General features: G+C 61.3%; 8 protein-coding genes. 4 read left to right on the top strand and 4 right to left on the bottom strand.

Features of this window, described 5'->3' with window-relative positions; translation table 11 throughout:
* Positions 1-3: 3 nt before the first annotated feature.
* Both E5198_RS08085 and E5198_RS08080 read right to left on the bottom strand, forming a co-directional pair.
* Complete coding sequence (locus E5198_RS08085; RefSeq protein WP_136489508.1) at positions 4-501, bottom strand: hypothetical protein; 498 nt, start codon at positions 499-501, stop codon at positions 4-6.
* A gap of 237 nt (positions 502-738) precedes the next feature.
* Entirely contained in the window at positions 739-1638 is a 900-nt protein-coding gene (locus E5198_RS08080; protein ID WP_136489489.1) for a LysR substrate-binding domain-containing protein, read from the bottom strand.
* A gap of 103 nt (positions 1639-1741) precedes the next feature.
* On the opposite strand from E5198_RS08080, the gene E5198_RS08075 reads away from it, so the two are divergent.
* A complete protein-coding gene (locus E5198_RS08075; protein ID WP_136489488.1) occupies positions 1742-2731 on the top strand; it encodes a DMT family transporter in 990 nt (329 codons plus the stop codon).
* A gap of 43 nt (positions 2732-2774) precedes the next feature.
* On the opposite strand, the gene amrS is transcribed toward E5198_RS08075, so the two are convergent.
* Together amrS and E5198_RS08065 are read right to left on the bottom strand one after the other, a co-directional pair.
* Entirely contained in the window at positions 2775-3863 is a 1089-nt protein-coding gene (amrS, locus tag E5198_RS08070; RefSeq protein ID WP_136489487.1) for an AmmeMemoRadiSam system radical SAM enzyme, read from the bottom strand.
* A 452-nt stretch (positions 3864-4315) separates the two neighbouring features.
* Positions 4316-6940 (bottom strand): SIR2 family protein, encoded by a 2625-nt coding sequence (locus E5198_RS08065; RefSeq protein ID WP_136489486.1) that lies wholly within the window; start codon positions 6938-6940, stop codon positions 4316-4318.
* A gap of 625 nt (positions 6941-7565) precedes the next feature.
* Here E5198_RS08065 and E5198_RS08060 point away from each other — a divergent pair.
* From E5198_RS08060 to rarD, 3 genes are all read left to right on the top strand, one after another.
* The gene (locus tag E5198_RS08060) at positions 7566-9929 is read left to right on the top strand and encodes a DNA polymerase II (RefSeq protein ID WP_136489485.1); all 2364 of its coding nucleotides are present in this window, start codon (positions 7566-7568) and stop codon (positions 9927-9929) included.
* A gap of 283 nt (positions 9930-10212) precedes the next feature.
* Entirely contained in the window at positions 10213-11604 is a 1392-nt protein-coding gene (locus tag E5198_RS08055) for a phosphatidylserine/phosphatidylglycerophosphate/cardiolipin synthase family protein (RefSeq protein ID WP_136489484.1), read from the top strand.
* A gap of 270 nt (positions 11605-11874) precedes the next feature.
* On the top strand, positions 11875-12831 hold the full coding sequence (rarD, locus tag E5198_RS08050) for an EamA family transporter RarD (protein WP_136489483.1): 957 nt from the start codon (positions 11875-11877) through the stop codon (positions 12829-12831).

Genomic DNA, 12831 nt, shown 5'->3' with positions numbered 1-12831 from the left:
CGGCTAAGCTCGGTCGCTCGAGGTGCCGCGGGCGTACTTCTTCTGCAGGATCATCGACGCTTCGTTGTAGGCAGTCTGGAAGGCGGCGCTGCTGATCCAATTCACTGCCGTGTCTTCGTCTTCATCGTGGAAGAACCCGCGATAGGCGATCAGCAGGCCCATCATGAAGTCGATGGCTGCTTCTTCCTCTTCCTCGGCGACCACCAGCTCCAACACCGGGTACTGCAGGAACACCAGGCACATCGCGAGCAGGCTGATGCCTTCGCCGACTTTCATCGCCTGGAACAGGTCGTCGAAGTGCGCCGGATCGAAACCGTTCTCCTCGATGTCTTTGAAGTCGAAGGTGCTCAGGTCGATTTCGACATCATCGAATGGCTCGTTGACCAGCGGATTGGCCAGCAGCGGATGTACGACATTGGCCTTGGCTTTGCCCGACCGGTTCTGCTTGGCCTTGACTTTGGCCCGCTGGGCACGTTTTTGCTGTTTATCCGGGGAGGCCATGGGGGCGGGTTCCTTGTTCGATGCAGCCATGTTCATGGCTCAGGGTTATCGGGCGCAGATTGTATTGAGTCTTGGCCAGGGTCGTCGGCCAAGGGGCAGATTTTTGTGCTCTGAACGTTTGCTTCCGGCCACTCTCCAGCGACAGCATGCGGCCCAAAGCAGCTGCGCGCCGAGCTGACCGTTCTTTCTCGCTGGCGGTCGCTGTGCGATGCGGCTACCTGGCCGATGGCGCCTGCGTCATCTAGGTTCCAACCTGCTGTCGGTCAGGCAGTCGACCAGGTCCGCGGCGAAGCGCGACAGCAGCTCGCGCTTGCGCACGCACACCTGCAGGTCGCGCTGTGCCCAGGGTTCCTCCAGTTCGACAACGGCCAGCGGCAAGCGCTGGCTGTGTTCGGCGATGGCGCTGCGCGGCACCAGGCCCAGACCGACGCCGGCGCTGACCATGCGGCACACGGCCTCGAAGCTGCGCACCTGGATGCGCACCTCCAGATGGCGGCCGAGCGCGGCGGCGGCGTTCATGGTGAAGGTGTGAATGGCCGAGCCGGCATGCAGCATCACGAAGGGGTGGTCCAGCACCTCGGCAAAGGCGGTACGGGCGCGTCTGGCCAGCGGGTGGTCGGGCGGGGCGATCAGTACCAGGCGGTCGGCGCGATAGGGGATCAGCTCCACTTCGGCGCCGGCCACCGTATCGGCCACGACTCCGACCTCCACCTCGCCGCGGGCGACGGCCAGGACCACTTCGGGGCTGGTGTGCTCTTCCAGCGAGATACCCACCTGGGGGTGACGCTGCAGGAAGGTCGCCAGGCTGTCCGGCAGGAAGGCATGGGTGGCGTGGGTGTTGGCCCACAGGCTGACGTGGCCGCGCACCCCCTTGGCATAGGGGCTGAGGTCAGCATGCATCTGTTCGAGCTGGGCGAACACCTGGCGCGCGTGGCGCAGCAGCACATCGCCGGCACGGGTCAGGCTGACGCCGCGGGCCTGGCGAACCAGCAACGGCGTGCCCGTCGACTCTTCCAGCAGGCGAATGCGATGACTGGCCGAAGAGGCCGCCAGATGGACGCGCTCGGCGCCGCGGGTGAGGTTGCGCGCCTCGGCAATGGCGACGAACAGGCGCAGGTCGGTCAGGTCGTAATGCATAGGCTTGGTCAAATCCGAACGCTGTATTGCTGAAAAGCCAATTTAACCGGGTTTCGCTTGGCGTGATCATTCGTCTCAGAAAAAGTCTGAGAGGTGATCTGCCATGGCGTGGAACAACTGGTCGGCCGAGCGCTGGGGCATCGTGCTGGCGATTCTCGCGGCATTCGGTTTTTCGTTTAAGGCGATCTTGGTCAAGCTGGCCTATGCCGCAGCGCCCGTGGATGCCGTCACCCTGCTGACCCTGCGGATGACCTTTGCCTTGCCGGTGGTGCTCTGGGTCAGCCTTTCGCTGTTGCGCAGCGGCCCCGCGCTGACTCGCCAGGACTGGGGGCTGCTGATCCTGCTGGGGCTGCTCGGTTACTACGGGGCCAGCATCCTCGACTTCGTCGGCTTGCAGTACATCTCCGCAGCCCTGGAACGGCTGATTCTCTTCATCTATCCGACCCTGACCGTGCTGATCGGCGTGCTGTTCATGGGCAAGCGCCTGGAGCGGCGCCAGATCGGCGCGCTGCTGCTGTCCTACGCCGGCATTGGCCTGGCGTTCGCCCACGACCTGCAGGTGGCCGACGACATGGGCGTGGTGCTGATCGGCGCGGCCTTCGTGTTCGGTTCGGCGCTGTCCTATGCGCTGTACAGTGCCGGCGCGGAGATCGCCATCAAGCGCGTCGGCTCCATGCGCTTTGCCGCGCTGGGGATCATCGTCTCGACCTTGGCGACGCAGATTCACTTCGCGCTCAGTCAGCCGCTTTCCGCGCTGAACCAGCCCGCACCGGTTTACCTGTATGGCGCGGGCATGGCCCTGTTTTCCACGGTGCTGCCGGTGTTCTGGCAATCGGCCGCCGTGCAGCGCATCGGCGCGGCGCGTACCGTGCTGATCGGCACCCTGGGCCCGATGCTGACGATCTTCTTCGCCTGGCTGTTGCTCGCCGAGCCGGTTTCCCTGGCGCAACTGGCCGGGGCTGGTCTGGTGCTGGCGGGAGTGCTGCTGGTGGCGCGGCGTGCGGCCCCGGCCCAGCCGCACCCGGTCGCCGAGGCTGCCGCTGTTGCCGGCGCCCAACCGGCATCGGCTGCCGTCGCTCCGCCCGGGCGCTAGCCGGCGCAGCGCCGCTGCGGCCCATCGACGGGAGGCCAGCCGTTCAGGACTGCGGGTTCAGCCGCAGCGGAATCCGGCGCTGGCCGAACGTACCGGCCTGCTGGTCGAAGCGCCCGGCGATGGCGGTGTGGCACTGCGGACAGCGGCCCTTGGCGGTCAGCCGGTAGTGCAGGATATGGTGCCAGTCGCGCTCGATCAGCGGCGCGCCGCAGCCCGGACAGAAGGTCGTGCCGCCCTCGGCGTCGTGCACATTGCCGGTGTAGACGTAGTGCAGCCCCTGCGCCAGGGCGATCTGCCGGGCGCGCCTGAGCGTTGCCGGCGGGGTGTGCGGGGTTTCGAGCATCTTGAAGTCGGGGTGGAAGGCGGTGAAGTGCAGCGGCACGTCCGGCCCCAGCTCCCTGAATACCCAGGCGCACAGGGCCTCGATCTCCCAGTCCGAATCGTTGTGGTCCGGAATCAGCAGGGTGGTGATCTCCGTCCAGACGTCGGTCTCGTGGTGCAGATAGACCAGGGTATCCAGCACCGGCTGCAGATGGGCGCCGGTGAGCTTGAAATAGAAGTCGTCGGTGAAGGCCTTGAGGTCGACATTCGCCGCGTCCATCACCGCGAAGAATTCGCGGCGCGGTTCGGCGTGGATGTAGCCGGAGGTCACCGCCACCGTGCGGATGCCGCGCGCGCGGCAGGCGATGGTCGTATCGATGGCGTATTCGGCGAAGATCACCGGATCGTTGTAGGTGAAGGCCACGCTGGCACAGCCCGAGTTCTCCGCCGCCAGGGCGATCTGCTGCGGGCTGGCCTGATCCATCAGGTGGTCCATATCCTGCGATTTGCTGATATCCCAGTTCTGGCAGAACTTGCAGGCGAGGTTGCAGCCTGCCGTACCGAAGGACAGCACCGCCGATCCGGGGAGAAAGTGGTTGAGCGGCTTCTTCTCGATAGGGTCGATGCAGAAGCCGGAAGAGCGGCCGTAGGTGGTCAGCACCACCTGCTCGCCTTCGCGCATGCGCACGAAGCAGGCGCCACGCTGCCCGTCGCGCAGCTTGCAGTCACGGGGGCAGAGGTCGCACTGGATTCGGCCATCGGGCAGGCTGTGCCACCAGCGCCCCGGGTGATGGGCGGACAGCTCATTCATCGCATGCCTCCTACCGCGTGCCGGTGGTGTTGCGTGTCGGGCGGTTATCGGTATGCCCGCATTGGACAGGCGCGCTCCGGCTACGCGACGAGGCTGGCCAGCAAGGGCAGGTGCTTCCGCACTGGTGGCAGGAAGGTGCCGCGGGCACGCCGGCATAATATCACTATGACATTTCTGTTGGAGCCAGACAATGTAAGGAGCATCCCGGTTCAGGCTGGGATATTGTTGCTCGTGAAACGGCGCTTTTTTTGGGGTGCGCGCACGGCCTGTCATGGCCAGCGTTAGTCGACCAGAAACTGCCGATCAAAGTGTCTACGAGATGAGGGAATCTATTTTTAAGTTAGCTTTACCCACAAAAATCAATCCTCAACACAATGCGAAACGCTATTTTTATTGTTGTTAAAAGGTGGGGAGGTATCCCTCTCCACCCTCTGCTCTAAATATTAATTTCTTCAGGCAACTTCCGAGTGAGCAGTCTTTTCGGGGAAGCAGTCTTCACTAAGTGCCGGCCACTTGTTGTATTTAAAGATTAATCCAGGATCCATTGCTAGCTTCTTCTTGATGATGCGCCTTGCATCAATCGGTTGATTTAGTAGCGAAAAAGCGCAAATCTTGACTTCATCAGAATCGCTTTTTGCACTCAGGTTTCTAAGTGTGAGTTCGTTGAACAGACTGTGTCCGGTTTGTTTTGCTGCATACTGGATGTTGATCTGAATCGGCTCAGCCTCATGATCTTCTATTTGCTTGGCATACAAGGTTGCCAGGTTTGTGACTTGGGCGTATTTTTTAGACAGGAGCAGGATGTAGGTCTTGTTTGACATGTAAGAGCAGAATGACATGCCTTCCTTGTACGCGAGTTCTAAGTAGTGGTCCGCTTCTTCCGTGTCGCCTTTAAAGACACAGATTTCGCTAAGGGTCTCAAAGTAATAGTTTTTGCGCAATGCATACCTGTCGCTTTCAAGTTTTTCTTGCAGTTGGATTAATGTCTGCTTGTTGAAATCTATTGGGAGCTTGAGGATTTCTCCGATATGCATTCCCAGATTCTTGCGTTTAAGTAGAGTGCTTAGTTCGCTTTCGGCTAAATCTTTGTTATTGGCAACGCTCGACCAATACCTGATTTTGGTCATGGCTATGCGTGCGCTTTTGTCCTCGGAATCCAGATGCTCCTCTATGAAGTATTTAAGTTCTGACTTTAAGTCGTCGTTGTCATCTAGTTCGTAAATATGCTCAAAGCAGTTTGCAATAACTGCATTCAAGTTGCGTCGCTTGGCGTCGGAGGATTTCTTCTTTAAGTCGAGTAGCGAACCGATGAGTTTTTTGAGTTCGACTTTGTCGCATGAAACACTCAGGCTTAACTCGGCAATCTCCAAAGATTGCTTATGCTCTGGGTTGCGACCCCTGGCAAGGCTCACGTGATCTAATATGCTGAGTTTGATATCTTTCTTTGAGTTCGCATCGCCTGACTTGAAGTAGAGTGCAATCAATAAATCAGTTTTTATTTTCCATGCATGATTGTTTAGGCTCGGGTCAATTGTCAGGCTTCTTTCCAAATACCCCTTTGCTTCGTCAAGGTATCTGGCGGCTTTGTCAAGCGTCTCTTTCTGTGCTCGCCTAGTTAAGCTTGAGGAAATTGCGTTCAACAATGTAGTGCTGTATTTGAAGGACAAAAGAATGCCGGAGAGGTACTCAATTCTTTCATCTAGAGAGTCTATTGATGCTGATTTTTTAAGGTGGTATTCAATGTTGTTTGGGTCGATCTCAATAAGTTTGTCGCACCACAAACTGACTTTTTGGTTGAGGCCGAGCCTATGGTAGATATCAATATATTTTTCGATATAAACTTTCTTGTCGTCGGGCTTGAATGCAGATTCATAGCATGCTCTGCAGGCCTCTTCTGCCTTATGCAGTTCGGAGCTATCGATGAGCGAGTTGATTTCTAGTAAATTCCTTACGTCTTTTATTCCGAGTTGTGATGTTTCATTTGCGCTGGAAAGTTGCTTCACGAACTCGGAGATATCTTTTGAGTCACCATCGTTTTTTATGGATAGGATTTCTTTTGATATTATTTTGTTTTTTGAGAGTTCAAAGTTGTCGAGAATGATTCCTTGAATTGTCTGATTTAGCTTGGACTGTTCCTTGCTGGAGTTTAGCTTTAGCTCCCCTCGGACAGTTTGAGCATGAATTTCTGCGAAGAGCTCATCAAAGCCATCTATCAGTACTGGATAGACTTTATCTTTCCAAATCAGATTTCTGAGTGCATGACAAACTTTGTCTGAGCGACGTAGGCACCAGTATACGCCATTTTTCAAGTAGTTTTCTTGTCTAACCAGGAATTCAAGGACATCCATAATGGAACGATCACTTCCAGAATAGCCAACCACTATTAATCCATACTCTTTGCAGAACTCAACAAACTTTTCTTTGGTGTTTTGTTCTAGGGATTCAGTTTCACGAAGTGTGCTCTTGATGTCATCAAAAAGATAGTCTCCATGGAGCTTTACTATTTTTGGTCTCTTGGATGTAATGCTTATCGAATGTATTGATGAGTCATGAGCGCAGAGGAGCGGTCTTGTGTTTGAAAACAAATAAAAAGCCTCATTTATTAGGTCGTCGAAGTTTGTTGTAAAGATGGTGTTGAAGTAATTATTGTCTACTAGGGAGGCTAGGTATGCGTATCCAATAGAAGGGAGTTTGTTGTCAACTTCTTGCTCAACAAATCGCCTGCGTTGAGTTGGTAGGTCAAACTTCTTTTCAAAGAGAGATGAGTAAGGGTTGTCGGGACTGTACCAACTAGAATGTTTGCTCTCGAAATACAGTCTGGCCTGTTCTGCACTTTCTGCCACCTGGCCATCGCAGAATCTCTCGTACAACTCCTTGGCCCACTCATCAATGAGTTGTGCCGCTGTTCTAATTTCAGATGTGACTGACGCTCCAGCACCTAAGAAAATACTGTAATTTGCAGGGCTGCTTTTCTCTTTTGTTTTTATGTGTCTAATAAGGTCGCTAACAGTGCGCAGTTTATGGGATAACTCCCCATTCTTCCCGTTGACATTGCTAAAAATATCTTCAGCCTTCATGCTGAACTCCTTTTAAGCTGTGTTTATGCACTCGGTTTTCATGCTCTCAGGGAAAGCATCCAGGACCATTCCTGTGATCGCCGCCTGCATGTATTGGCTGGCACATCAAATTATGCGCCAGATAGAAGCGAAGTGTCCATTCGACAAATCGACATGAATTGTTTTTTGGTAACGGCCGCCAAATAACTTTAAGAATTATTTTAGTGGTGTGTGGATGTGTGGATGTGTGGATGTGTGGATGTGTGCAGGGTGCCTGGTAAATTTTAATTCGTCAGGTGAATTATTTTGAGTGAGACTTTCGCTCAATATTTTGTTGCAGTGGTAGATTGGTGTTGCCATTTCGGTTCTGCTACAGAAAAGGGGGGTGATTTATTCTTCATGGCGTGATCACCCGATCCTAACCGAGGGCGGACATGCCTCTGAGTTCTTGAGTTTGGTCCCACACTCGCAATCTGATCCGCCCTGAGCGCCGGTACACCGATATCCCCTGGCGCCCGCCACACCGCTCTTGAGCAGTCTCAAAGTCGACGGACCACCTTGGCGTACATTGCCAGCCGTCCCCGTTCGCCGGACTACCAACAAGCACGTAAAATCCCCCTGTCGGAATCATCTCAAGGTCATCGGCGTGGAAGGGCAACTGGGTTTCGTGCTGACGCGGCACTGGCGCGACACGTCGGCGGGCATCGAGGTCGAGTTCTGGCTGGCGACCGACGCCGGTCCGCGCCGCGTGCGGGTGCCCGTGCAGCCTGCGGTGGCCTTCGTCCCCGCCGAGCAGCGCCGGCGCGCCGAGCAGCTGCTCAAGGGCGAGGCGGATGCCGAGCTGCGCGAGCTGGAGCTGCGCGACTTCCATCACCGCCCGGTGCTCGGCCTCTACTGCCGGCAGTACGCGCAACTGCTGCGTCTGGAAAAGGTCCTGCGCGCCGGTGGCGTGGATGTCTACGAGGCCGACATCCGTCCGCCCGAGCGTTTCCTGATGGAGCGCTTCATCACCGCGCCGCTGACCTTCGCCGGTACGCCGGCTGACGACGGTGTGCTGCTGGATGCCCAGTTGCGTCCTGCCCCCGACTATCGTCCGCGCCTGCGCCTGGTCTCCCTCGACATCGAGACCAACAGCCGCAGCGATCTGTATTCCATCGCCCTGGAAGGCTGCGGCCAGCGCCAGGTGTACATGCTCGGCCCGGCCAATGGCGAGGCGAGCGGGCTGGACTTCGCCCTGGAGTACTGCGCCAGCCGTGCCGAGCTGCTGGAGCGGCTCAACGACTGGCTGGCGCGCCATGACCCCGACGCCATCATCGGCTGGAACCTGGTGCAGTTCGACCTGCGCGTGCTGCGCGAGCACGCCCAGCGCCTGAAGGTGCCGCTGCGCCTGGGGCGCGCTGGCGACGAGATGGGCTGGCGCGAGCATGGCAGCCGCAACGGCCACTTCTTCGCCGAGGCCGCCGGGCGGCTGATCATCGACGGCATCGAGGCGCTGCGTTCGGCGACCTGGAACTTCCCCTCGTTCAGCCTGGAGAACGTGGCGCAGACGCTGCTGGGCGAGGGCAAGGCGATCGACAACCCCTACCAGCGCATGGCCGAGATCGACCGCCGCTTCGCCGAGGACAAGCCGGCGCTGGCGCGCTACAACCTCAAGGACTGCGAGCTGGTGACGCGCATCTTCGCGAAGGCCGAGCTGCTCTCGTTCCTCCTCGAACGGGCCACGGTCACCGGCCTGGCCGCCGACCGCAGCGGCGGCTCGGTGGCGGCCTTCACCCATCTGTACCTGCCGCCGATGCACCGCCTGGGCTTCGTCGCGCCCAACCTCGGCGAGCGCCTGCCGGAGGCCAGTCCCGGCGGTTTCGTCATGGATTCGCGCCCGGGCCTCTACGAGTCGGTGCTGGTGCTGGACTACAAGAGCCTGTACCCGTCGATCATCCGCACCTTCCTGATCGACCCGGTCGGCCTGATCGAAGGGCTGCGCCAGAGCGACGACGCGCACTCGGTGCCGGGTTTCCGCGGCGCGCGCTTCTCGCGCAGCCGACACTGCCTGCCGGCCATAGTCGCGCGGGTCTGGGAGGGCCGCGACGCGGCCAAGCAGGGCGGCAACCAGCCGCTGGCGCAGGCGCTGAAGATCATCATGAACGCCTTCTACGGCGTGCTCGGCTCGAGTGGCTGCCGCTTCTTCGACCCGCGCCTGGCGTCCTCGATCACCATGCGCGGGCACGAGATCATGCGCCGTACCCGCGAGCTGATCGAGGCGCGCGGCTACCAGGTGATCTATGGCGACACCGACTCCACCTTCGTCTGGCTCGGCCGCGCGCACGCGGAGGAAGACGCCAGCCGCATCGGCCGCGAGCTGGTGCAGCAGGTCAACCAGTGGTGGCGCGAGCACCTGACGGCCGAGTTCGGCCTCGACAGCGCCCTCGAACTACAGTTCGAGACCCACTACCGGCGCTTCCTGATGCCCACCATCCGCGGAGCCGAGGAGGGCAGCAAGAAGCGCTACGCCGGCCTGGTGCGGCGCGCCGACGGCAGCGAGGAGATGGTGTTCAAGGGCCTGGAAACCGTGCGCACCGACTGGTCGCCGCTGGCCCGGGAGTTCCAGCAGGAGCTCTACCAGCGCATCTTCCGGCGGCAACCCTTCGAGGACTATGTGCGCGACTATGTGCGCCGCACCCTGGCCGGTGAGCTGGACGAGCTGCTGATCTACCGCAAGCGCCTGCGCCGACGCCTGGACGACTACGAACGCAACGTGCCGCCCCATGTGAAGGCGGCGCGCCTGGCCGACGCGTACAACGCCCGCCACGGACGCCCGCTGCAGTACCAGCGCGGCGGCTGGATCAGCTACGTGATCACCACCGCCGGCCCCGAGCCGCTGGAAGCCCGCCAGGCGCCCATCGACTACGACCACTACGTGACGCGCCAGCTGCAGCCGGTGGCCGACGCCATCCTGCCCTTCGTGCACAGCGACTTCCGGCGGCTGGTGGATGGGCAGATGGAGCTGTTCTGAGGCGGCGATTTCCAGCAGACAGAAACGCCGGATCAGCCTTCCAGCTTGCGCGGCGCTATGAAGTACAGCCAGGCCGTACTGCTGGTCGAGGAGCGGTGGCAGCCGGGCGGCACCGGGGCGCAGGCGGGCATCGCTTTGTGCTCGCTGCGCTCGCAGTTTCCCCATTAGCAGCGACACTTTATGGAGCCGCCGCGCCTCCCGAGAATGAACGGCGCGGCGGCAACGCGACTGACGGAGCGTTCGGAATACGGGCTGCCGCGCTCCAGCGGCCGAGGTGTCGTCCATGCTGTCCGAGCTGTCCCTCATCCACTGGCTGACGCTGGATGGCCTGATCACCGTGGTGGCCGTCCTCGTCTACGTCGTCAACTCCCATGTGCGGCGCCAGCGCCGGCATCCCGTGGCGGCGGTCGCCTGGATGCTGTTCATCCTGCTGCTGCCCTACCTGGCCCTGCCGGCCTTCCTGCTGTTCGGCACCCGCAAGCTGGCCCGTCCGCCGCTCGCGCCGGTGGCTGCACCCAGTGCCGAGGGCCGCGCCGGCGGCTGGGCTGTCGAAACCATCATGACGCTCGGCCAGCCCGCGCCGGCGCACTACCGCGAGCTGAACGTGCACACGGACGGCCGGCAGGCCGGCGAGGCGCTGTGGGCCACCATCGACGCGGCGCAGGTCTCGCTCGACCTGTGTACCTTCCTCATCGGCCGCGATGCTCTCGGCGAGGCCGTGCTCGACCGGCTCTGCCGGAAGGCCCGCGCCGGCGTGCGTGTCCGGCTGTTGCTGGACGGCATGGGCATCCTGATGGCCCGTCGGCCGAACCTGCAGCGCCTGACCGCCGCCGGCGGCGAGCTGGCGCTGTTCGCGCCGCCGCTGCACGCCCCGCTGCGCTCGCCGACCAACCTGCGCAACCATCGCAAGCTGCTGATCGCCGATGCGGGGCGGGCCGAATGCCGGCTGTGGTGCGGAGGACGCAACCTGGCGGCGGAATACTTCGAGGGCAAGTCCGGCGCCGCGCCGTGGGGCGACCTGAGCTTCGACCTGCGCGGGCCACTGAGCGCCCAGGCCAGCGCGCTGTTCGAGCGCGACTGGGCCTTCGCCAGGGGCCTGCCGGCCAGCCATCCCGGCTGTGCCCCGGCGGGGTTTGTGCCCGGCGGGGCGCAACTGGTCGCTTCCGGCCCGGACCAGGCCGACGACACCGTCTACGCGCTGCTGGTCAGCGGCGCCTACCAGGCCCGCCAGCGCATCGCCCTGGCCACGCCGTACTTCGTTCCCGAGACGGCCCTGCTGATGGCGCTGTGCCTGGCCGCGCGCCGCGGGGTGGCGGTCGACCTGCTGCTGCCGGCGCGCTCCAATCACCGCCTGTCCGACCTGGCCCGGGGGCGGCCGCTGCGCACGCTGGCCGCCGCCGGGGCGCGCATCTGGCTGGTGCCGGGGATGATGCACGGCAAGCTGGCGGTGTTCGACGAGACGCTGGCGCTGAGCGGCTCCGCCAACTTCGACAGCCGCAGCCTGTTCCTCAACTACGAGCTGATGGTCGCCTTCCACCGCGCCGAGGACGTGCGCCGCTTCGCCGCCTGGTTCGAACAGGAGAAGGGCGGCGCCAGCCCCTACGTCGCCAGCCAGCCGGGGCTGCTGCGCGACGCGGCCGAGGGCGTCTCGCAGTTGCTGGGGTTGCAGTTGTGAGCCGGTGCATTCGGGGCGAAGGCGGCGGCGAGGGCGGGGGTCAAGTCAGAACGCGCTGGCCAACGATCTTCGTTCCCAGCCGTGGCGGCATCGGTCACAATCCGCGCGAGCACGCCGCCGACGACCAGTCGCTCAGGGGCGTACAAGTACTGCCCAGGGTGGTCGCTCGTCGACTTCGCCAGTGAATCCGCTTTTGCTTGCCAGATTTTCCAGATGCCTTGCGGGGCGTCCGGCAGACCTGGCGCCATTCCAGAATCGATCTCCCCCCCCATGAATACTCCCAGTCCAGGCAACACCTCCGCCGGCATTCTGCTCAATGTCCTGTCCTCGATCCTGTTCGCCGTCATGTATGCCTACACGGGGCTGCTGGCGCCGTTGAGCGGCGAGGAAATCTATGGCTGGAGAACGCTGCTCACGGTTCCGTGCCTGACGCTGCTGCTCCTGGCGACAGGCGCCTGGGATGAAGTGAGGTCAATCGGGCGAAGGCTGCGCCGCGAAAGCCTGTTCTGGGCCAAGCGCCTCCTGTCCGCCTTCCTGCTGGGCATCCAGGTCTGGCTGTTCATGTGGGCCCCGCTGAATGGCCACGCCCTGGACGTCTCGCTCGGCTACTTCCTGCTGCCCATCACCGCCGCCATGGTCGGGCGATTCGCCTTCCACGAGCGGATAACCCCGCTGCAGCTTCTGGCCTGCGGACTGGCCGGAATCGGCGTGATCAATGAGTTCACCGTGGTTGGCCGGGTTTCGTGGCCGACCCTGCTGGTCTGCCTGGGATACCCACTGTATTTCTATCTGCGCCGAGTCATTGGCACCAACAACCTGGGGGGACTGTGGTGCGACATGACCCTCAGCCTGCCGCTGAGCCTGTTCTTCATCTGGAAGGGCGGGATGGTGCTGAGTGGCGCGGATGGCGCCGCCCATCTTCCCCTGCTGATCGTCGGGCTGGGCGCCCTCAGCGCCTCGGCACTGGCACTTTCCGCGCTTTCGGCGCCGCGGCTCAACCTGGCGCTGTTCGGCCTGCTCTCCTATGTCGAGCCGGTCCTGCTGGTCCTGGCCTCCCTGCTGCTGGGGGAGTCCATCGCGCCGTCGCAGTGGCCGACCTACATCGCCATCTGGCTGGCGATCCTGGTGCTGATCATGGACGGCATCCGGTCGCTGCTGCGTCAGCGGTGGCGTGGCAGGCCGGCGGCAGGCGAGAGCGCCAGGGCTGCCGACAGGGACGCCGGCTAG

It is taken from the genome of Pseudomonas sp. A-1 (assembly GCF_004801855.1).
Taxonomy (GTDB): Bacteria; Pseudomonadota; Gammaproteobacteria; order Pseudomonadales; family Pseudomonadaceae; genus Geopseudomonas.
Note: the sequence above shows the minus strand (reverse complement) of the source record. Positions and strands in the feature narration are given on the sequence as shown.

Bases quoted from the DNA above. Each gene is read 5' to 3' on its own strand.
- E5198_RS08085 (WP_136489508.1), bottom strand. From the start codon at position 501: ATGGCCTCCCCGGATAAACAGCAAAAACGTGCCCAGCGGGCCAAAGTC.
- E5198_RS08080 (WP_136489489.1), bottom strand. From the start codon at position 1,638: ATGCATTACGACCTGACCGACCTGCGCCTGTTCGTCGCCATTGCCGAG.
- E5198_RS08075 (WP_136489488.1), top strand. From the start codon at position 1,742: ATGGCGTGGAACAACTGGTCGGCCGAGCGCTGGGGCATCGTGCTGGCG.
- amrS (WP_136489487.1), bottom strand. From the start codon at position 3,863: ATGAATGAGCTGTCCGCCCATCACCCGGGGCGCTGGTGGCACAGCCTG.
- E5198_RS08065 (WP_136489486.1), bottom strand. From the start codon at position 6,940: ATGAAGGCTGAAGATATTTTTAGCAATGTCAACGGGAAGAATGGGGAG.
- E5198_RS08055 (WP_136489484.1), top strand. From the start codon at position 10,213: ATGCTGTCCGAGCTGTCCCTCATCCACTGGCTGACGCTGGATGGCCTG.
- rarD (WP_136489483.1), top strand. From the start codon at position 11,875: ATGAATACTCCCAGTCCAGGCAACACCTCCGCCGGCATTCTGCTCAAT.